Annotated in this window: 16 protein-coding genes and 4 pseudogenes; 3 read left to right on the top strand and 17 right to left on the bottom strand. The window is 68.4% G+C overall.

Annotated elements, in window-relative coordinates:
* The 9 genes from G3I19_RS08245 to G3I19_RS38230 form a co-directional block, all read right to left on the bottom strand.
* Positions 1-518, bottom strand: a 518-nt coding sequence (locus tag G3I19_RS08245) for an SRPBCC family protein (protein WP_164261327.1), incomplete at its 3' end; no start/stop codon positions are given.
* Positions 518-1030: a (2Fe-2S)-binding protein gene (locus tag G3I19_RS08240; protein ID WP_164261324.1), complete on the bottom strand. Its 513-nt coding sequence runs from the start codon at positions 1028-1030 to the stop codon at positions 518-520. The genes G3I19_RS08240 and G3I19_RS08245, both read right to left, overlap by 1 nt.
* On the bottom strand, positions 1027-3387 hold the full coding sequence (locus tag G3I19_RS08235) for a xanthine dehydrogenase family protein molybdopterin-binding subunit (RefSeq protein WP_164261321.1): 2361 nt from the start codon (positions 3385-3387) through the stop codon (positions 1027-1029). The genes G3I19_RS08240 and G3I19_RS08235 overlap by 4 nt, the downstream gene beginning before the upstream one ends.
* 53 nt (positions 3388-3440) lie before the next feature.
* Entirely contained in the window at positions 3441-4289 is an 849-nt protein-coding gene (locus G3I19_RS08230) for an FAD binding domain-containing protein (RefSeq protein WP_164261318.1), read from the bottom strand.
* Positions 4290-4342: 53 nt separating this feature from the next.
* Positions 4343-5746, bottom strand: coding sequence for an MFS transporter (locus tag G3I19_RS08225; RefSeq protein WP_164261315.1), 1404 nt, complete (start codon positions 5744-5746; stop codon positions 4343-4345).
* Between the two features lie 159 nt (positions 5747-5905).
* Positions 5906-7174 (bottom strand): FAD-dependent monooxygenase, encoded by a 1269-nt coding sequence (locus G3I19_RS08220; RefSeq protein WP_164261311.1) that lies wholly within the window; start codon positions 7172-7174, stop codon positions 5906-5908.
* A gap of 82 nt (positions 7175-7256) precedes the next feature.
* On the bottom strand, positions 7257-8291 hold the full coding sequence (locus G3I19_RS08215; protein WP_164261308.1) for a hypothetical protein: 1035 nt from the start codon (positions 8289-8291) through the stop codon (positions 7257-7259).
* A 446-nt stretch (positions 8292-8737) separates the two neighbouring features.
* Positions 8738-10960, bottom strand: a complete 2223-nt coding sequence (locus tag G3I19_RS08210; protein WP_239074064.1) for an NEW3 domain-containing protein — start codon at positions 10958-10960, stop codon at positions 8738-8740.
* Positions 10961-11242: 282 nt separating this feature from the next.
* Positions 11243-11626 (bottom strand): DUF3592 domain-containing protein, encoded by a 384-nt coding sequence (locus G3I19_RS38230; protein WP_164261302.1) that lies wholly within the window; start codon positions 11624-11626, stop codon positions 11243-11245.
* A gap of 382 nt (positions 11627-12008) precedes the next feature.
* Between G3I19_RS38230 and G3I19_RS08200 the strand changes: the two genes are divergently transcribed.
* A complete protein-coding gene (locus G3I19_RS08200) occupies positions 12009-12698 on the top strand; it encodes a hypothetical protein (RefSeq protein WP_164261299.1) in 690 nt (229 codons plus the stop codon).
* Positions 12699-12722: 24 nt separating this feature from the next.
* Here G3I19_RS08200 and G3I19_RS08195 read toward each other — a convergent pair.
* From G3I19_RS08195 to G3I19_RS08180, 4 genes and pseudogenes are all read right to left on the bottom strand, one after another.
* Positions 12723-13019 (bottom strand): annotated as a pseudogene (locus tag G3I19_RS08195) (hypothetical protein); the annotation flags it as partial.
* 12 nt (positions 13020-13031) lie between these two features.
* Complete coding sequence (locus G3I19_RS08190; protein ID WP_164261346.1) at positions 13032-13826, bottom strand: SDR family oxidoreductase; 795 nt, start codon at positions 13824-13826, stop codon at positions 13032-13034.
* A 571-nt stretch (positions 13827-14397) separates the two neighbouring features.
* Positions 14398-15152, bottom strand: a pseudogene (locus tag G3I19_RS08185) (transposase family protein).
* A gap of 317 nt (positions 15153-15469) precedes the next feature.
* Positions 15470-16351 (bottom strand): helix-turn-helix transcriptional regulator, encoded by an 882-nt coding sequence (locus G3I19_RS08180; RefSeq protein WP_164261297.1) that lies wholly within the window; start codon positions 16349-16351, stop codon positions 15470-15472.
* Between the two features lie 315 nt (positions 16352-16666).
* Between G3I19_RS08180 and G3I19_RS08175 the strand changes: the two genes are divergently transcribed.
* Positions 16667-17254 (top strand): hypothetical protein, encoded by a 588-nt coding sequence (locus G3I19_RS08175; protein ID WP_164261294.1) that lies wholly within the window; start codon positions 16667-16669, stop codon positions 17252-17254.
* A 118-nt stretch (positions 17255-17372) separates the two neighbouring features.
* Here the strand turns inward: G3I19_RS08175 and G3I19_RS08170 are convergent, their stop codons facing one another.
* Positions 17373-17666: a DUF1330 domain-containing protein gene (locus G3I19_RS08170; protein WP_164261292.1), complete on the bottom strand. Its 294-nt coding sequence runs from the start codon at positions 17664-17666 to the stop codon at positions 17373-17375.
* 288 nt (positions 17667-17954) lie between these two features.
* Positions 17955-18131 (bottom strand): hypothetical protein, encoded by a 177-nt coding sequence (locus G3I19_RS08165; RefSeq protein ID WP_239074063.1) that lies wholly within the window; start codon positions 18129-18131, stop codon positions 17955-17957.
* A gap of 323 nt (positions 18132-18454) precedes the next feature.
* Here G3I19_RS08165 and G3I19_RS08160 point away from each other — a divergent pair, with 323 nt between their 5' ends.
* Entirely contained in the window at positions 18455-19594 is a 1140-nt protein-coding gene (locus tag G3I19_RS08160) for a GDSL-type esterase/lipase family protein (RefSeq protein WP_164261344.1), read from the top strand.
* Positions 19595-19773: 179 nt separating this feature from the next.
* On the opposite strand, the pseudogene G3I19_RS37335 reads toward G3I19_RS08160, so the two are convergent.
* A pseudogene (locus G3I19_RS37335) lies at positions 19774-20038 on the bottom strand (hypothetical protein); the annotation flags it as partial.
* 319 nt (positions 20039-20357) lie between these two features.
* Positions 20358-20633, bottom strand: a pseudogene (locus tag G3I19_RS37330) (IS3 family transposase); the annotation flags it as partial.
* Positions 20634-20738 lie beyond the last annotated feature (105 nt).

Raw genomic sequence — 20738 nt, 5'->3', positions numbered from 1 at the left:
GCGGTCGAGTCCTGGCCCGCCTGCATCGGGGCGTTCGCGGCGGGCGACACCGCAGCGGCGGCCCCCTGGCCGCGGTCCTGGTCGAGCAGGCTGCCGAGATTCCTCGCGAACTGCTGGAGGATCCGGTCCGACACCGCACCGATGGCGCCCTTGCCGAACTGGGCGATCTTCCCCCGGATGACGAGGTCCGTGGACAGCCGCAACAGAGCGCCGTCCGGTGCCTCCTCCACCACGATCGTGGCCGCGGCCTCCGCGTCGCCGCTGCCGTGTGTGTCCGCGCCCCGCGCCTGGACCCGCAGCAGCCGCCGTCCTGCGTCGACCTCCAGGAACCGGACCGTCCCCGCGTACGCGGCGGTGATCGGGCCGACCTTGACCTTCACCTTGCCGTGCCAGGAGTCGCCTTCCTGCCCTTCGATGGCGGCGCCCGGCATACACGACGCGACCCTTTCGACGTCGTTCATCAGGGCGAAGACCTCGTCCGGCGGGGCTTTGACCGGAACGGTGTTGGTGAGCTGCATCAGTTCTCCTTCTCGCGGCGCCGGGCGGTGGCGCAGCCGTCGATCGCTTCGACGATGGTCTGGTAGCCGGTGCACCGGCACAGGTTGGCGGCGACGACCTCGCGGATCTCATCCCTGGTCGCGTCGGGCCGCTCGGCGAGGAAACCCTCGGCGAGCATCAGGAATCCGGGCGTGCAGAAGCCGCACTGCAACGCGTGGTGTTCGCTGAACGCCTGCTGCAGATCGTTCAGTTCACGCCCGTCCGCACCGCCCGACAGGGATTCCACGGTGCGGATCTCGGTGCCCTCGGCCTGCGCCGCGAACATCAGACACGCGCGTACGGGCCGGCCGTCGACCAGCACGGTGCAGGCGCCGCAGATGCCGTGTTCGCAGCCGACGTGCGCCCCGGTCAGCCGCAGGTCGTGGCGGAGCACATCGACCAGTGTGCGGCGCGCCTCGGTGATGACCTCGTGCCGCTCGCCGTTGACGTCGAGGGTCAGCAGATGGAGATCCCGCTGATCGGTGCTTGTCATGAGACGTTCTCCGGATTCCCCCGCAGTGCGCTGTGCACCGTGCCGGGTGTGATCGGGGTGTGGTCGAGTTCGATGCCGGTCGCACGCAGGCCGTCGTTGACGGCGTTGAGCACGGCGGCGGGTGCGCCGATCGTGCCGCCTTCGCCCGCGCCCTTGGCCCCGGTCTCCGTGAACGCGCAGGGCGTCGAGAGGTGATGGATCGTCACATCCGGGATCTCCTGCGCGGTGGGCACCTTGTAGTCCATGAAGCTGGTGGCGGACGGCTCGCCCTGCCCGTCGTACGTCACCTGCTCGAAGAGCGCGCCCGCGATGCCCTGGGCGATGCCGCCCCGGCACTGGCCCTCCACCACCTGCGGGTTGATCGCGACGCCGACGTCCTCGACGCAGATGTACCGCAGGATCTCCACCTGGCCGGTGCCTTCGTGCAGTTCCACGACGACGCCGTGTGCGGCATTCGAGAACGTGCCGTCGTTGAAGACGTCGAAGGTGGCGGTGGCCGTCAGCCCCGGCTCCACGTCCTTGGGCAGCAGATGCGCCCTGAGATACGCGATGTCGGCCAGTTGCTCGTAACCGAGCACGGCGGAGTGGTCGTCCTTGCGGCGCACCCGTGCGCGGTCGAGTTCGGTCTCCTCCGGGGTGATGTCCCAGTGGGCCGCCGCGATCCGGCACAGCTTGTCGCCGAGCTTTGCCGCGGCCAGCCGTACCGCGCTGCCGCCCACCGTGATGGACCGGCTGGCGAAAGTGCCCCAGCCGTACGTGATGCGTTCGGTGTCGCCCTGATGGATGCGGACCTTGGCGATATCCAGGCCGAGTTCGTCGGCGACGATCTGCGCCATCGTCGTCTCATGGCTCTGCCCGTGGCTCATGGTGCCGGTGGTGACGGTCACCGCGCCACTGGTGTCCATGCGGACCTCGGAGATGTCGAAGCCGGGAACGACCGCCATCTTGCGCTGCGCGAAGGCGGTGGACCCGTAACCGGTGCGTTCGCTGAAACACGAGTAGCCGATGCCGATGTGGCGCCCCTCGGCTGCAGCCGCGGCCTGCCGCTCGTACCAGCCCTCGTCCCTGACCGACCGCTCGCACAGATCCAGCGCCTCCAGGTAGGAGCCCGGGTCGTAGGTGATGCCGTTCACGCCCGTGTACGGGAAGTCGGTGATGACGTTGCGGCGGCGGATCTCGACGGGGTCGAGGTCCAGTTCGCGTGCGGCACGCTCGAAGAGCCGCTCCACGACCATCACGTACTGCGGCCGGCTGACACCCCGGTACGGCGCGGTGGGCGCCTTGTTGGTGGTGACGGCCCGCCCGCGCACCCGGTAGGCCGGCACCTTGTAGACACCGGGCATCTCCGCGGCCGCCATCAGCGGCTCGATACCGGCGGTGAACGGGTAGCAGGAGTACGCCCCCATGTCGCACACCACATCGGCGTCAAGGCCGAGGATCGTGCCCTGCTCGTCGAACGCCGCCCGTACCTCGTAGTGCTGTTCGCGGGCGAGGAACGAAGCGGACAGCGCGTCCTTGCGGTCCTCGATCCACTTCACCGGCCTGCCCAGCCGCAGCGCCGCGGCCGCCGCGGCGATCTCCTCGCGCCCGACCGCGCACTTGAGACCGAAGCCCCCACCCATGTCCGGCACGATCACGCGGACCTTGTGTTCGTCGAGCCCCAGGGAGCGGGAGGCCACCGTGCGCACCTGGTGCGGGACCTGGGTGCAGGTCTGCAGGACGAGCTGCTCCTCGCGGTCGTCCCAGTGGGCCACGGCACCGCGCGTCTCCAGCGGCAGCGCGTTCTGCCGGCCGGTCCTGGTGGATACCTGTACGACGCAGGGGGCGTCGTCGAAGATGCCGTCGATGCCGTCCGTGGCGAACAGCGAGACGTCCACGAGGGTGTTGTGCGCGGCCTCGTCGTGGACCAGCACCGCACCGGGCGCCAGTGCCTGTTCCTCCGATGTGAGGGGTGCCAGCGTCTCGTAACCGACCCTGGCCGCCGCAAGACCGTCCTCGGCGGCGTACGCGTCGCGTGCCACGACGACGGCCAGGGGCTCACCCACGTAACGGACCCGGTCACGGGCGAGTACGGGCATCGCGGTGGGGACGAACTCGTGCGGCGGGCGCCCGAGCAGGGCGGTGATGTCGCCGAGCGGCAGATCCTCCGCGGTGTACGCGGCGACCACACCCGGCACCTCCCGCACCGCGGACAGGTCGATCGAGGTGATCAGGCCGTGTGCGACGGTGCTCCGCACGAACTGCGCGTGCAGCATGCCGGGCAGCTGGATGTCGTCGACGAACCGGCCGCGCCCGGACAGCAGCCGGGGGTCCTCGCGGCGGGCGACCGACCTGCCGATCAGACGGGGGTCTGCCATCGGTGCGCCGTTCCTCGGTGCTTCACTCTTTCCGTTCTTCTCCGGGACGTTCTTCATCGGGATGCCGCCTCCTCGCAGGCGCGCTCGACCAGCGTGCGGATGAGCTGTTTGCGGTACTGCGTACTGCTGTTCGCGTCCCCCGGCGGCTCGACGGCGGCCGCTGCCGCCGCGGCGCACTCGGTGAAGGTCCCGCCGCCGGCCAGCACCGCCTCCGCTTCCGGCACTCGTACCGGAAGCGACGCCACGCCACCGAGTGCGACCCGTCCGCCGCGCACGCCGGGCCCGCCCGGATCGAGGTCGACGGCGGCGGCCACGATCGCGAAGTCACCCCGCCGTTCGGCGAATTCGGTGAGCGCGGCATGGGGGGCGGGACGTGGGAAGACGATCTCGACGAGCAGTTCGTCCGGGTCGAGCGCGTTCGTGTAGTAGCCGAGGAAGAACTCCCCGGCCGGGATACGGCGCTGCCCGCGCGGCCCCCTGGCCACCAACTCGGCGCCCAGCACCACAGCGAGCAGACACCACTCGGCGGTGGAGTCGGCGTGCGCGATGCTGCCGCCGGCCGTGCCCCGGGTACGGATCGGCAGATGGCCGATCCACCCCATGGCCTCCCTGATGACCTCGTAACCCGGCCCCAGCGTGTCCACCGGGGCCGTTTCCACGGCGTGGTGCGTGGTGAGCGCGCCGATGTGCAGGGCGCCGTCACCATCCCTGCGGATCCCGGCCAGTTCCCGCAGGCCGCCGATATCGACGAGATGCGCGGGCCTGGCCAGCCGGAAGTTCATCATCGCGACCAGGCTCTGGCCGCCGGCGATGACCTTGGCGTCGTCACCGAGCTCGGCCAGTAGCCGGGTGGCGCCCTCGGTGTCGCGGGCCCGGTGGTAACGGAAGGGGGCGGGCTTCATGTCTCTCCTGTTCGTGCGAGGGGGCGCCGTACGCCGGGCCCGGACGGCAGCCGTCAGGCGGCCGCGTTCTCGGGTGCGGATGCGGTGACCGGTGCGGGCTGCGCGCCCGCCTCGTCCGCGTCGTCCAGGGCCCGGCCCTTGGTCTCGGGAGCCGCGAACGCCATCCATACGACGGAGACGAGTACGGCAAGTCCCAGCACCCCGAAGGTCAGGGGCAGCCCGAGCGCCGGCCACATCACCGAGCCGAACAGCAGAGGGGCGAACCCGGTGGCGGCCCGGCTGACCGAGGAGGCCCATCCGAAGCCGCTGGCCCGCAGACGCGTCGGGTACAGCTCGGACACGTAGGCGTACAGGACCGGGATGGTCAGCTGCATCAGCAGTCCGAAGGCCGCGATCGCCACCACGGACCCGGTCGGCATGTCCATCACGAGCGCGAACACCACGAGGGCGAGCGAGGCGAGCGGCGCCGAGACTCCGATGAGCCACTTGCGGCCGATCAGGTCCACCAGCGCGGTGGAGACCAGTACGCCGACGATGCCGACACCGCTCATCACGGTGGTGCTCATGAACGCGGCGGTGTCGCCCAGGCCCTCGTCGCGGAGGATCGAAGGCATCCAGCTCAGCGCCGCGTAGTACACGAGCATCACGGTGACGAACAGCAGCCAGGCCGCCGATGTGATGCGCGGGCTGAACGTCCAGAGCCTGCACAGCTGTTCGGCCGCCGCCCGCAGTCCCTTCGCCCCCGTGTCCTCGGCCGGTGCGGGGATGACGTACGGCTCCACGGGGGCACCGGTGCGGGCCACCAGGTCGTCGATGACGGTACGGGCCTCGGCCTCCCGGCCCCTCTTCGAGAGGTAGATCGGCGACTCGGGAACGCCACGCCGTACGAAGAACAGCAGCAGCGCGGGCAGGCTCATCGTGGCGAGCATCCAGCGCCAGTTGTCGTCGAGCGTCAGCATGGCCGTCGACACCAGGCCGCACAGTGTCACACCGATCGGCCACCACACATCGAGGGCGGTGAGGACCCGTCCGCGGTACTTCTTCGGCGAGAACTCGCCCACCAGGGCGTAGTCCACCGGGATACAGCCGCCGAGCCCGGCGCCGGCCAGGAACCGCAGACCGAGGAAGGCCGGGTAGTCGGGGGAGAGCGCCCCCAGCACCGAGAACAGCCCGAAGACGAGCAGTGTGACGCTGAACGCCTTCTTGCGGCCGATACGGTCCGCGACCGCGCCCCAGGCCACCGCACCTACGGCCATCCCGACCAGATTCGCCGTGGCGACGAGCCCGCGCTGAATCAGCGAGAGGCCGAAGTGTTCGCCCAGCAGCGGCATCAGGAAGCCGTTGAGCGCGATGTCGTACGCGTCGAACAGGTAGCCGAGGCCACCGATGATGAAGATCCTGCCTTGGACTCCCCAGCGCCAGGGGAGGTTCTGGACGATCTGATCGCCTGTTTTCACGTTCGCTCCATGGTGGGTGTTCACGGGGGACGTCCCGCACCATCGCGGACACCGGGCCTGGCCCGGCGGGGGCATCGAGTGCTCCTGTGTTCGTTCGTGGCTGCCTGTTGGAGAGTGGAGAAGTGGCGAAGGAGTGGCGGCGAGTGGCTGCGCGCGGGGTCAGCGGGCGAACTGGTAGGAGAACGCCCCCAGATCGGGGTCGCTGAGCGGGGTGCCGCTCCACAGCCAGTCGTAGGACAGGTCGGACTCCCCGCTGAAATTCCTGAGCTTGGCGTCCCTGGCCTGCTGGTCGGGCCCGTCGGGGAAGTGGTAGAAGGTCTTGTTCCGCAGAGAGGCGTCCTGCACCATCCCGGCGTGCTTGGCGCGCCGGTCGACGTAACGGCGCAGCGCACCGTCGATCCCTGAGCGGGTGACGGAGCCCAGTTCTTCGGCGAGTACCGCCGCGTCCTCCATCGCCTGGGAGGCGCCCTGCGCCTGGTAGGGGAGCATGGCGTGGCAGGCATCGCCGAGCAGGGCCACCCGGCCGTCCATCCACACCGGGTCACGGCGGCGGTGGTAGAGGGCGAAGCAGGTGACGTCCTCCTTGGCCTTGGACAGCATGGCCGGGACCCGGTCGTCCCAGCCGGGGAACGCGGCCACCAGGTCCTGTGCGGTGGCGGACACGGCCCACTTCTCGGCGACCTCGTCGGTGCACGGCACACACGCGACGATGTTCAGATACTCGCCGCCGCGGATCATGTAGTGGACGAGATGCCGGTCCGGGCCGTACCAGATGGTGCTCTGGTAGCGGTCCACCAGCCAGCGCGTGGACGGGTCGGCGGCGATCAGGTCACCGGGGATCAGGGCGCGGAACGCCATCTCGCCGGAGAACTGCAGGGTGTCGGGGACGTCCATCAGCTCGCGTACTCGCGACCGGACGCCGTCGGCGCCGATCAGGACATCGCACGCGTACCGCCGGCCGTCCTCGGTGACAGCCACGGGACGCGCGGGGTCCGTACGGTCGGCCTCGACGACCCGGCTCGCGGTGTGGATCTCCACGACCGGCCCCGGACCCGCGGGGTCCAGACAGGCGTCCATGAGTACCCGGTGCAGATCGGCCCGGTGGTAGTGCCAGTAGGGGGCGTTGAACCGGTCCTTGCAGAACTGGCCGAGGGGCGTGAGACCGACGATGCTGCCGTCCTTCCACCGTCGCCTCACCTGGTCGAGCGGCTCGGTGCGGATGGCCTCCAACTGGCGGCGCAGGCCGAGTCCGAGCAGGATCCGGCTGGCGTTGGGTGCGGTCTGGATGCCCGCGCCGACCTCACCCAGCCGGGCCGCCTGTTCGAGGACGGTGACCCGCAGGCCGCGGTGGCGCAGGGCCAGCGCGGCGGTCAGACCCCCGAGGCCGCCTCCGGCGACGATGACTTCGTACGACTGGCTGGACGCCACTGACTTCCTCCAAGACGTTGAACGGGTGACGGCAGGTGACCGCCGCTTGCTGGTCGCCGTGCTGGTCGCCGCAGTGGTCGCCTCACTCGTCGCCGGCGAGCTTGCCGTTCACGACGGTGTCCGTACCGTCGACCGAGACGGAGCAGCCGCGCATCGCGATGTCGAGGTGCGCGTAGGACTCGCGCCCCAGAACCGGGTGCGGGCCGGTGGACCACAGGAAGTTGCCCGCGAAGGCCCGGGCGTCCATGCCCATCAGCTCGTCCTTGCCGTACATGGCGGTGGCGAACCAGTCGGCCGTGCGCATCAGGCCCCATCCCATGTGGGAGAGGCTGCGCGCCCACTCGTCCCGTGCGTCGTCGAAGAAGGTGTTGAGCAGCTCGGCCTCGGCGCCGCCGGTGACCTTCTCGATGTGGCCGCCGGAGATCTCCAGGGTGACGGGGGTGCGGACGTACTCCTTGAACGGCAGGAGGATGTCGCCCTCCGCGAGCACGATCCGGCCGTCGGAGATCTCGGGCCAGCACAGCACCATCGTGCTGGGCCAGTGGTCCCAGCGGCCCGGGTCGTCGGCGAAGCCGCACTGGAACTCGGGGTGGGAGCCGCTGAGCCGGACGGTGAGATCGGTGCCGGCCTTGGACGTGACACGCATGACGGACGACCGCTTCAGCAGGTCGACTCCTTGCAGCACCTGCGCCTTGTCCTCCTCCTTCGGGAGGTTGCGGATCAGGACGTCGGGCGCGTCGCAGACGAAGATGATGCGGGTACCGGCCTTGAGGATCTCCTGCTGTACGGGGGCGTGGATGAAGCCTTCGCGGGTCAGGTCGACCACGAGATCGGCGGACTTGAGCAGCTCCTGGGCCGTCGTGTCGTTGAGTACGGACGTCAGACCGGGGCCGGCACCGGTGTGCGTGCTGGGCATGGGCGCGGGGGTGCCACCGGGCACGGTGGCCGCGATGACATGGGCACCGCACGCCTTGGCCGCCCCGAACGCGGCCGCGACGTAATCACCCCGGCTGCCCGGCTCGGAGAGGACGACGACATGCTCGGTGGACGTGAGTTTGCAGAGCTGAAGTTCACGGGTGAACGCGTCGAGCAGATCGACGGACGAGAGATCGAACACGAGAGAACCCTCCCGGGCGTGAGGATGCGTCTGGCAGTCGGGAACGTCGGCCGCTCCAGCGCGGCGGTTACGTACGGAACGGCTCGCACCTGGCATGCAGGACGGCCGCCCCTGGCCCAACGAAAACGCGCTGAACTGCGGTGATGCACTGGCGGTGCGTCACCCGACAGAGATAATCCGAACACGTACTATCTGGTGCTGGCAAGGGGTGTGCACGGGGTCGGCCGTGTTGATTCGCGAGAGGCTGCCGGGGCGGGCTCCGTCGGCCGGCCGGTGCGCGGGACGACGTGGACGTCCTCGGCTCGCCGGATCAGCGTCAGCAAAGGCCGGCCCGCCGCGGCCGGCGTCGGCGTCGACACAGACGCGGCCGGACCCGCCGGACTCGACGGCCATGGAACGCAAAACGCCCGACTGGGCAACCCCAGCCGGGCGTCTCGCTGATCTGCCTACTGTGCCGTGATGGCGAAGATGTGCAGGGCGTCCTCGTCCGGGAGCGTCACCGTGCGGATGGTCTTGCCCGCGTCGAGCGGTACGGAGTTCCCGAACAGCTTGTAGCCGCCGCCGAAGTTGGCGGGCCCCTGCGGTGTGTTGCGGTGATCGGTCGTGGCGACCGTCGTGGCGCCGTACTCGGTGCCCGCCGTGCAGCACCAGTTGGGCAGCCCGAGGTCGCCGCTGCTGGTGGTGCCGTCGGTGTACGTGACGGTCACCTTGCCCTCTGCGGAACCTGCCTCGGCGCCCAGGAACCAGAGCTTCGTCCCGCTGCCCGCCATGTTGACCACCTGACCCGCTGCGGTCACGTTGTCCGGTGCGCCGGGGGCTGCCTTCGGGAACTCCCAGCTGACGCCGTCCTTGGTGACCGTGCCTCCCGGTGTCACACCCGCGCCGGCCAGCGCCTGGGCGGAGTAGCTGTCACCGTCGCCGTCGAAATTGCCCAGCGTGTAGTTGCCGTCCGCCGGCGGGGCGTCCTCGCTGCTGACACCGACATTGTTGAAAGCGTCGGCCAGAGCGGGATAGGGCACGACCGACACGACGGAACCCTGTCCTGTCGTACGGGACTCGCCTGCGGATCCCGCCCGGTACCGGGCGGTCGCGCTCAGCGTGACGGTCGTCGTTCCCGGCTTCGCCTCCGGGCCCTTCACCGTGAAGTCCGCTGCGGCCGAGCGGCCGGGGGCGATACGGCCGAGCCGTGCCTTCGACGGGCTGACCGACCAGCCCTGCGGCACGTCGACTTCGAGTGCGGTCGCGGACAGCGCCCCGGGGCCGTGGTCGGCCAGACTGACCTGCCAGGTCGAGGACGTCCCCTCGCCCCCCGTCCGCTTCCAGGTGATCGCGGTGGCCGGCGGCACCTTGTGCGCCTGCCCGGCATGTATCCGGTACAGGACGGTGCCGTGGGCGGGGACATTCGCCGCGATGGTGCCCGTGGACTGTGTGGTCCGCTTCGACCAGAGGTCCTTCAGCAGATAGGAGGAGCCCTTCGGGAGCCCGGCCTTGGCCGCCGTGGTCGTGATGGTCCGCGCCTGGTCCGACGAGTTGAAGAGTGCCACGGCCCTGTCGCCGCCGCGGAGCTTCTTCGACAGCACGTCGTAGCCGTCGCCCTGCTGGACGATGCGGCCCTGCAGACCTGTCGGATCCTGGTCGACCGCGATGACGTCACGGTTACCGAGAACGGACAGGGCGTCAGTGGACGCCTTGGTGAGGTCGGTACTGGAGATCAGTGGTGCGGCCATCACCGACCACAGGGACATCTGGCTGCGGATCTCGTCGCCGGTCAGCCGCGACTGGCCCGCGAGCAGGAAGTCCGGGTCGTTCCAGCGGCCGGGGCTCTGCAGGTCGGCGAGCGGCACGTTGTAGCCGTAGTTGTACTTGATCGAAGACCACTTGGAACTGGCCGATGCCGGTTCCATCGCGATGTCGGCGCCCTCCCGCCACAGATTGCCCACCTGGGCCGACCAGCCGATGACGTCGTGCCAGTCCTTCTCGCCCTCGAAGTACGCGGGGGCTGAGACGGAGAAGGTGATGGGCCTGCCGGTCTGCAGGAGAGCGGTGCTCATGTCGCTGTAGAGCGAGTGGTAGACCTCGTCGGGTGTCCGGCCGGTACTCTCGGGCACGTTGCAGCCGTCGAGCTTCAGATAGTCGACGCGCCACTTGGCGAAGAGGTCGGCGTCCTGCTTGATGTGACCGTACGAGCCGGGGTATCCGCCGCAGGTGGAGGTACCTGCGTCCTCGTAGATACCGAACTTCAGCCCCATCGCGTGCAGTTGCCGGCCGACGTAGGCCATGCCGTGCGGGAAGCGGTCGGGGTCGGGGACCAGGTCGCCGTCGGCGTTCCTGCTGTGTGTCATCCAGCAGTCGTCGGTGGTGACCGTGTCGTAGCCCTTCGCGGCGAGACCGGAGGAGACCAGGGCGCGGGCGTTGGACAGGACGGTGGTTTCGTCGATGTCACAGCCGTAGTAGGACCAGTTGTTCCAGCCCATGGGCGGGGTCGGGGCAAGGTTCGGGTAGGTGCTCCCCGAAGCGCCGGTGGTTCCCGCGCTCTGTGCGGGAACGGGGGTGCCCGCCGCCGCGGCGGACGGACCTGCGAGCCCGCCGAGGGCGAGTGCGGTGGCCGCCGTCAGGGCGTACAGGCTCCGTCGCAGGGATGCAGGGATCGGGGTCGTTCTCGCGGACAAGGCGTCTCCCGTCATCGAGCGCGCCTCAGTGACGGCGCGATGGCCAACACCGTGCCTCTGTAAGTTCATTTGTGCAAGATGCCATCGAGTTTCTTGCACAAACAGTCATCTTGGCGGACCTGGGAACGGAGCCGTGATCCGGCCTGTCCGGCTGTCTGGCCTGTCCGGCTGTCCGCGCCGCTGGGCGGGGCGCGCTTGCGGGACCTGAGGCGCGCGAAGGCATTGCTCTCGCCGTCGAGGGTGCGGCCGCAGGGTGGCGAACGCCCGCTCCGAGGAACCGGCTCAACGGCCGCCGGCGAGCATCCAGATTCCGATGGCGGAGAACAGAGTGCCGAGCGCGAGAGAGAACGCGACATCCTTGACACGCCTCCTGGCGAGGTCGATTCGCGCGCTCTTGGGGGCGTTGCCGGGAAGGTAGCGCACCGGGACCCCGCCGCCCACGGGAAGCCCCCTGACTCCGGATGACCCGGACTGGAACGTATGCCGACTGCCCTGCACATCGACGAATTCGACTATCGCGAAGTGGACAGGGCCGTCCTTCCCGAAGTTCACGCGGTGACGGACCACCAGGCCCTGGACGCGGATACCCTCGCGTCCGAGGCGGTACTGGACCACGGCCTCATGAGTGCCGAACCCGAGCGCGGTGAGACCTGCCAGTAGCAACAACGCAACCACCCTGCTGCCCCCCTGCGCACCCTGGACGGCCTTGGACGCTTCTTGCCTTCGAGCGCCCCTTGTCTCAGGAGTGGACGCTGCATCGGCGGGGGGCGGTTCCTGGTGAAAAGGCTGGACTGTGCTGAGCGGTCCGATACGAAGGGGGGAGACTGCCGCTCGGATCGGGGCGCGGGCATGGACGTGGGCGGGGGAGGGGAGGTACTCGGCGGCCGGGGCCGGGCCGGGCGAGCGGACCGATTCCCGGGCCGGCGGGGGAGCGGTGGCGGATTCTCGGGGACGGCGAGCCAGGGGCGCAGCCCCAGGTGTGTCGGAAGCCGGACTCTGAGCAACAACCCTGCAAGAAGCCCTGCGGAGCAGCACTAAGATCTTCGGCATGGCGAAGCGCAAGGTGCAGCGGCGGGCCCGGAAGATCCTGGGCGAGGAACCCGTCGCCCTGGTCTGGTGCGAGATCCACAAGCCCATTCCCGCACCGCCCAAGGACGTTCACCGTGCAGCAGGCAAGGGACGTCTGAAACCGCGCCACCATTGGCTGTTGTACGCCGGGGCCGTTGTGTTCTTCTTCGTGATCGTGCCGATGATGCTGATCGACAAACTCGGCCGCACGCTGGAGCAACTGCTGTCGGGACAGAGACGCGGCCGCCGTTCCGAACCGCCGTCAACTCCGTCCGACACACGGCGTTCCAGCCGTGACCGCTCCCCTGAGAACGACCGAGAGCAGGACCCGACCAACGGCGTCTTCGACGGAGACTGGAACCTGACCGCCGGCCAACTGCTGTTGCGCTGGTACGGCCACTCGCCCAACCCCAAGCGCCTGGTCATGCTGGCCCATGACCGCATCTGCGTGGCAGCGTCCCCCCGCCGGCGGCTGTCCCCGACCAAGGCCGACGACTTCCGGAGCGTCATGGAATTCCCCCTCGACCAGGCCCGTATCGAGGGCGAGGCGGGCCAGCCGCGTGGGTACGCCACCTTCCGGATCCGCTTCGCCGACGGTTCCTGGCTGGAGACAGGCCGACTGGGCGAGCCGGAAGACGCCGATCACTTTCTGCGCACGGTCAGCTGTTGATCTGGCCGCCTTCTCTGCCTCTGCGTCGCCCCACTGGCCAGGCGTGAGCAGGAGGGCCATGGGGCGGCAGCCGCATGGGCCAGCAAGGTGGATCTTGCAGGTCGGGCCGCGTTCTTGCAGGTCATGCCGTGGGACGCCAGTCCGGATCCGACACACCTTTGCGTTGATCACGGTGTGGTGGTCGTTTCACCGGCCACCCTCGCCACCCGGTGGAGGCAGATGCGCCTCCAGTATCGACCACTCGCGATTCGTCAGGTCCCTCCTGACCGACGCCCCGACAAACGAGCGACTGCTCGGAAGGACACATGCTCCGCCGGACAGCACCTAGGCGGCCTACGCGGTTGTGGCGATGCCGCCGTCGACGGGGATCACGGCGCCCGTCAGGTACGCGCCTGCCCGGCTGGCGAGGAACACGGCGACACCCGCCATGTCGTCGTCGCGGCCGATCCGGCGTAGTGGGGCCGACGCTGCGATCGCCTCGCCCAACTCATCGAGGGTTGCAGCCATCATCGCCGACGGGAACGGTCCCGGCGCCACGGCGTTCACGGTGACGTGCTGCGGTCCTAGTTCCTTGGCGAGCACTCTGGTGAGTTGATGCAGTGCGGCCTTGCTGCTGGAGTACGAGTAGTTGGGCCGCTGGGGGATGTGAATGGCGGCGATGCTGCCGATGTTGATGATCCGCGCGGGATCGTCGACGGTGCCCGTCCTGCGAAGCGCGGGAAGCAGCGCCTGGACCAGCCAGAACGGCGACTTCAGGTTGAGGTCGACGACTGTGTCCCAGGCCGCGTCTGGGAACGTCGCCAGCGGCTCGTCCCACATGGCGCCCGCGTTGTTGACGAGGATGTCGAGACGCTCCGAGTCGGCGATGACGAGGTCGGACAGTCGCCGGCACTCGTCGTGGCGGGACAGGTCGGCGGGGATGGCCCGCACCTCACCGAATTTGGACAGCTGTTCCTGCGCCAGAGCACACGCTTCTGCGTTGCGTGAGCTGATGACCACGCGGACACCCGCCTGGAGAAGGCCACGCGCGATCATCATCCCGATGCCTCTGGTGCCACCGGTGACGAGCGCGCGCTTCCCACGCAGATCGAAAAGTTCTGCATGCGTTGTGAAGGGGTTGTCTACCACTTGCTGCCTTTCTCGTTGCATGAGAGATGCTCCTGCGGTATCGGCTGTCTGGCTCTCACCAATTGCGTGTTTACCCGGGAGCCGGGAGCCGGGAGCCGGTACAGAGGTTAGGCAGCCTTCCGGGATGTCGGCGAGGCCCTGTTGATACAGGTACTGCGAGAGCCTCCCTCAGGGCCAGTCCGGGCGATCACGGGTTTCACTGCAGGGCTGTAGCGGAGCACCGTCTCGAACTGGGCTCAGTCCGCCAGCTGTCCGCCGCCGACGGCCAGGGACAGCGGACGGCAGCGGCCGTCGGCGCTCAGGTGGAGCCTGCCGGTGATCCCGACACCGGCCACAACGCCCGTTGCTGACCGGCAGGAACGGCCGCAGGCGTTTCCACTCCGCATCCGTCAGGTCACCCCGCCCTGCCTGGCACAGCGAGCCATCGGCCAGACAGTCACTTGATCGGGTGAGCAAGTCCTAGCTGGGGGACGGACGTATCCAGTGTGGTGCGCTTCGATGAAGTCGAGCGCCAGATCCGCGTGCGTTCGTACAGCCAGTCAGTCAGTCAGTCAGTGAGCCTTTTCCAACCTCATGCTGACGCGTGATGAAGGACGAGGACGGCCTGGACGATCGCTGTGATGCGGTTGGTGCTGCAGCGGAGCTTCCGCAGGAGGCGCCAGCCCTTCAGGGTGGCCATGGCCTGCTCGCCGAGGCAGCGGATCTTGGCGTGCGTGCTGTTGTGCCGACGCTGCCACCGCTTGAGCCGGCGACCCCGGAAGGGCACCCGGATGGAGCCACCAGCACCTTGATATGCCTTGTCGGCCCAGCACTTGAGGTCGGCGTCGGTGAGTGCTTCGACGATGCCGTGGGCGCGTGCGGCGGTCAGGTCGTGGGTGGAGCCCGGGAGTGCGGGCGAGGCCCACAGCAGTCGGCCGAAGGGATCGGTGAGGACCTGGATGTTCATGCCGTGACGTTTGTGTTTGCCCGAGTAGTACGGAGTGTCGGCGGCGATCCGGTCGATCGGCAGCAGGGTACCGTCCAGGATGACGAACGCCTTGGTTCGTGCGATCTGCATGACCTCGGCCAGGGTGGCGCGAGGCCAGCCAGAACCTCGACGGCCTCGCGTATGTAGCGGTATACGGTCGCGATGCCGATACCGAACCCGGCGGCGAGTTGGGCGTACGTGTCGCCGCATCGCAGATGGGCCAAGGCGAGGAGAGCCTGACGGCCAGCGGTCAGACGCCGCCATCGGGTCCCGATCTCCCCTCGCCGGACAGCGACTCGTCCGGTCAGGCACCGCAGGGTACGACTGGACAGGTCGATCGACGACGGGTAGACAAGCACGCGAAGCTCCTGGTGGCTGCGGGCGATCTTGGTCGAGAACCCGTCTACCGGGAGCTTCGTCGTTCCGCAGATCCGTCCAACACGCGGCCAGCACCGTCAGGTTGGAAAAGGCTCAGTCAGTCGTGGGTTGTCTCAGTCTGTCGGAGTGCACCGGAGTGCCGATGCCGGTCTTGTCCGGCGCGGGAACTCTTCTCTTGGCCGCTGATGGCGACCACCCTTCAGTGGCTGACGTCGTCGCCCTGGTTTGGCGGATTCTCGTCGGCATTGTGATCCCTGACGCGCACAGGCTGAGGGGGGATTGGGGTATCCGCCAGGTGCTAGAAGATCGGTTGCCAAGGTTTCTCGCTGGCCGCCCATGACGCCAACAGGGCCAGATTGTCAGCGGCCGGCCCCTCCGAGGGCGCGGTGTAGACATTCAAATGCAGGCCAGGGTCGGTGGGCAGATCCATGGACTCGAAGTCCAGGTCGAGCCGGCCGACTACTGGATGGTTGACGCGCTTGCTTCCGTATCCGTGCAGCCGCACGTCCTGAGATGCCCACTGCCGCCGGAATAGCTCACTGCACGCTGACAATTCGGCAACAAGGGCGACGAGTTCCTCGTGGTGCGGATCGCGGCCGACCTCCATGCGTAGTATCGCTGCCGCATTTCGCGTGATCTGCTCGTAGTCGACGAAGAACGTCTTGGCTGCGTCGGGATTCAGGTACACGAACCGCGCGATGTTGGCGGGGCGTCGCGGGTCTGCCAGCACCGGTGAATACAGGGCTCGGCCAAGTTGATTCGTGGCGAGCACGTCGTGGCGGCCGTTGCGGATCCACGCCGGTGCATCGGTCATGGCGTCGAGCACTTGTTGCAGCGCCGGGCGCACCGTCGTTGCGGGCTTGCGGCGGCGTCGACTGCTGGGTGCCCCGGACTGGCGCGCGAGGTGAAACAGGTGATCGCGCTCCGCGTCGTCGAGTTGGAGGACCGAGGCCAACGCGTCGAGCACGCCCTCGGAGGTACCGGCCAGGGCGCCGCGCTCCATACGCACGTAGTAGTCAACCGACACTCCTGCGAGCAGCGCTACTTCCTCGCGACGCAGACCCTTGACGCGGCGGTTGCCACCGTAGGCGGGCAGACCCGCCTTATCGGGAGTGATACGGGAGCGACGTGACCTCAAAAACTCCCGGATCTCGGTGCGCAAATCAATCGTGCCGACCATTCCCTCATCGTAGTCCGCCGACCCGCAGGCGAAGGGACATGATCTCGGCGCAGTCGCATTTCAGCAGATCAGCAGCGGTTGGATGAGGCGGTGCGGTTTCCGGGCGTGATAGCGCGGAGCTGGGGCGAAGTCGGACCCGGCCGGGGGAGAAGGCGGCACCGGCGATCGGCCACAGGACCCCCATCTGCTGTGTGGGCTCGCAGCGTTGACTTCCGGTGGCACCGGCACCGGACCAGGGTGCTTCAACGGCCGTGTGCCGGCGGAAACCCGCTTGTCGGTATCGGTGTCGTAGCAGGGCCGAATATCCTGTGCAGCGTGCCGACTTCGATCTACCACGTACGCAAGACCTCGCTCGGTCTCAAGCGCAAGTACCGGATCTCCGCAGACGATGGGAAGGGGAAACCGGGCAAGCCGCTCGGCTACGCCGAGAAGCAGCTGAAGATGTCCGACGAGCTGGACATCTATACCGACGAGCGGCGCAGCGAGAAGCTGGTGACCGTCCGGGAGAGCTCGAAAGGCTGGCTCGCCGCACTGACCGGCTACGAGGCGTTCGATCATGAGGGCCGTCTGCTGGGCTCATTCGCGGTGCTGCCGAAGAAGTCGGTCGACCGTACGACCTGGGAGTTCGAGCAACCCGGCCTCGGCAGGCTCATCGGAAGGGAGCGCAGCGTCGCGACTGCGCGGGCCCGGCGGCTGCTGACGCTCTTCGACACGGTCGGAGAGATCGCGGGGGCCTTCGTGAAATACCACTTCGACTTCTCGCGGGACGGCGAGCCGGTGTTCAGCATCGACAAGCCCAAGGTGTTCGACGACTGGTATCGCCTGACCGTGCACGAGGATTCCGTCGACAGGCAGTTGCTTTTCGCACTGGCTGTGACGATGGAGGCCCGGCAGCGAGGCTAAGGCTTGGCCCGCAATGGAGGATAGGAGTGTGAGTGAGGTCTTCTCGGGCACTTGTGCATGCGCACTCGCCGACGAGGCCAGCGGGGCCGCCAGGCCGGCCTGAAAGTCAGTGCGCCGGTCAGTCGATGCCTTCGATGATGCGGAAGTCGCGCTCGACGCCGTCGGAAAGGGCGGCCAGAGCCTCCTGGTAGGCCGCGCTCTCGTGTGCTGCGACCGCCTGTTCGAAGGTGTCGAACTCGACCAGGACGGTGCGCTCGGCGATTCCGGCGTCGTGGGCGACAACCCGACCGCCGCGGGCGAGCGTCCGCCCGCCCTCGGCCTGGACGGCCGGACCGGCCAGCTTGTTGTAGGCGGCTAGCTTCTCGGGGTCGGAAATGGTGCGGTAGGCGCTGACCCAGTAGCCCTTGGCCATGGAAACCTCCTGTGTTTGGACAAACGTGCCAGGTTTCGCGTCGGCCCTCGGGTGATCGGCCGCGGTGACGGATCACCGGGCATTTCGGAGGGCGGTTCGCGAGGAACTGGCTGATTGTGGTGCGCTGTTGAGGTAGGACGATGTCTCAGTTGGCGATGGAGCCTACCTGGAGACCGTACGAGTCGCTCAGTCAACCAGGCGTCTCTGTCTGGATGAACTCGTGAACGATGCCCCGCCCAAGCTGTCCTTGCTCTACATCTGGCCAGCTCAGCATGAAGTTGAAGGGGCTCACCGTGCCGGGAACGGGACGCCCCAGGGCTCCTCCTCCAGGAAAAGCCCGTTGGGCAGGTATCTGATGGTTCGGTACCAGCCGACCAGCACCAGGAACTCCAGGAGTTGGGTGTCTTCGTAGTGGGTGCCCAGGGAATCCCAGGCGGGTTGTGAGAGGTGTGCTGTAACCCGCACGGTGTCCTGATCTGTGACGACACCGGTTTCCTGCAAGGGGGCAGCAAGTCGTCCGGCGGCCGTACACCGGCACCGCGGTCGCCGGGAGAACCGCCAGATCGGTACCCGCGCCGCAGAAGCCGCAATAGGGCACGCAGCCAGGCACGAGCCCGGCCGTCCCCCTGTAAACGCCGAGGCCACAGCCTCCAGATGTGGTTGCAGCACTAGGCTGCGAAGGGGGCGTTGGTCGTGGTTGTTCCCCACTGGTTGGTTTGCCGGTGCCAGGCATGGTTATGCCGGACGGTCCATCAGGTGACGTAAGGGGCAGAGCGGTGACGGTGGGAATGAAGGCGGTGCCGCTGGTCGGCGGGCCAGTGGAGTTACGGGGTGCACTGGATCTGGAGACCACCGAGGCGGGGGTGATGCCGCGTCGGCTGCCGGCGTGGACGAAGGTTCAGTACCAGGATCCCTCGGTCTACGGGGTGACCCTTATGCCCTCGGGCGTACGGCTGGTGTTCCGTACCGACGCGCGCGCGGTGGAGTTGGACGTACTCACCTCCACGGGGCAGCTCGACACGGAACCTCGCCCCCGCCCGACGGGGATGATGGAACTCCTGCTGGACGGCGTGCTGTTCGGGCGGCAGCAGGCTCCGCTGGGCAATGTGCTGCGGATGGCGGGCCCCGGGGCCGAGCAGCGACTGATCCCGGGCGAACCGGGGACTGTCCGGTTCGGCGGGCTGCCGGCCGGCATGAAGCAGGTCGAGCTGTGGCTGCCGCAGCAGACCCCCACGGAACTGGTGGGCCTGCGGGCCGACGGCAAGGTGTTGGCGCCGCTGCCGGACGGGCGACGCCGCTGGGTGCACTACGGCAGTTCCATCAGCCACTGCCTGGAGGCCGACGGCCCGACCGGCACCTGGCCGGTGGTGGCGGCAACGCTCGGGGGAGTGGAGGTGATCAATCTCGGCCAGGCGGGCAACGAGATGCTGGATCCCTATGTCGCCCGGACGATCCGCGATCTTCCGGCCGACCTGATCAGCCTCAAGGTGGGAATCAACATTGTGGGCCTGGCCACCTTTCGGCAGCGGTCGTTCGGCCCGGCGGTCCACGGATTTCTCGACACGATCCGCGAGGGGCACCCGGAGACCCCGCTGCTGCTGATCTCCCCGGTGAGCTGCCCGACGTTCGAGGAGCGTCCGGGGCCGGGCGTGATGGGTGCGGACGGGAGGATCACGGCCCTGGGTGACCCGGCGGACGTGACCGCCGGGGCTTTGTCGCTGACTTTGGTACGTGCCGAGCTGGCTCGGATCGTGGCGGCCCGGCGGGCGCACGATCCCCATCTGCACTATCTCGACGGACGCGAACTGCTCGGGCCCGGCGAGGTGGCCGACCTGCCCGATGGCCTGCATCCCACCGCCGCCGCGTACCGCCGGATGGGCAAGCGTTTCGCCGCACACGCCTTTGTGGACGGCGGTCCGTTCGCCTGACCACCCTGGCCCCGGGCCCACGCTGGGGGTCCGGAGCCAGATAGGCCGCGGCGCTGCAGTTCCGTGACGAGGCGCGCCGACGGGCCGACGGGGCCGCGGTCACAGACGGACGACGAGGGCGACGCTGTCGCGGGCGCCGCCCGGTCCGGATCGTTCGTGGCCGTGGCCTTGGCCTTGGCCACGATCGTGCCGAGGGTGGCCACGATTCCCGTGGGGGTGAAGGCAACGGAGCCGACTTTCAGGTTTCCGGTGCCATCGGCGACCGTGAGGGCCAGTTTCGTGGCGGTACCGGACGTCAGGCTCCCATGGGCCACCCGCTGTGTGACGCCCCTGGCCGTCGGCCCGGGCGGGGCGGGTGAAGCTGCCTCCGACGGCGGCCCGTAGGCCGTCGATGGATGAGTAGGCCGAGGGCGTTGTGTCGCTGGGGAGGTCTCTGAATCCGCCCGGCAGGAGTGAATCCCGTCTTCCATCGCGTCCAAGACGCTGCTCCACGTTGCGCACGCCTCCTCGACACTGCCTTGGGCGATCTGCCTCGCACCCATGTACCCGAGGGCGACCACGTGCGTGCGTCGGAACGCAGCCCCGCGAGCGTGTACGGAGCGCCGAAACTCTTTGACTGCCCTCTGGTGATCACCAAGATCTCGCAGAGTGCATGCGGTCTCGTGCGCCAAGGATGCCTCTCCAAAGAAGAGTGTCCGGTCCGGCTCGCTGATCCCTTCCTGAGCATGCGAAAGGTCGCCTTCCGCTCGTGCCAGCGCCTTGAGACGGCGTTGTTCAGTGCGTTCACCGCAAAGCGGGTTTTCATCCGACGGTCGATTGAGGAGCCGACGATCCGGCCTGACCAGGAATCTTTGATTCGCGTCAGGGGGAGCATGCCCTGGACGGTGGGGTGTTCCGTGATGTCGGTCAGCCACAGCTGGTTCGGGCCGGTGGCGGTGAAGTCCCGCCGCACGAGATCGTCGTATACCGGCGGCCCAGGTCTCCTGCCGTTCTTGGCTTGTTTCCTGCCGAAGACGGACCACCAGGCGTTGTTCCGGCAGGATCCGCCACGCAGCTCACGGCTCCTGCGGACTCGGACTTGTCGCGCTCCTAGCACACCTCGGCGGAGGCCGTCATCCACCCCGGAGCCGCCCAGGACGAGGGC

Origin of the sequence: Streptomyces sp. SID10853 (genome assembly GCF_010548145.1) — a bacterium.
Lineage (GTDB): Bacteria > Actinomycetota > Actinomycetes > Streptomycetales > Streptomycetaceae > Streptomyces.
The sequence above is the reverse complement of the archived record's forward strand: the minus strand, read 5'-3'. Positions and strand labels throughout refer to the sequence as shown.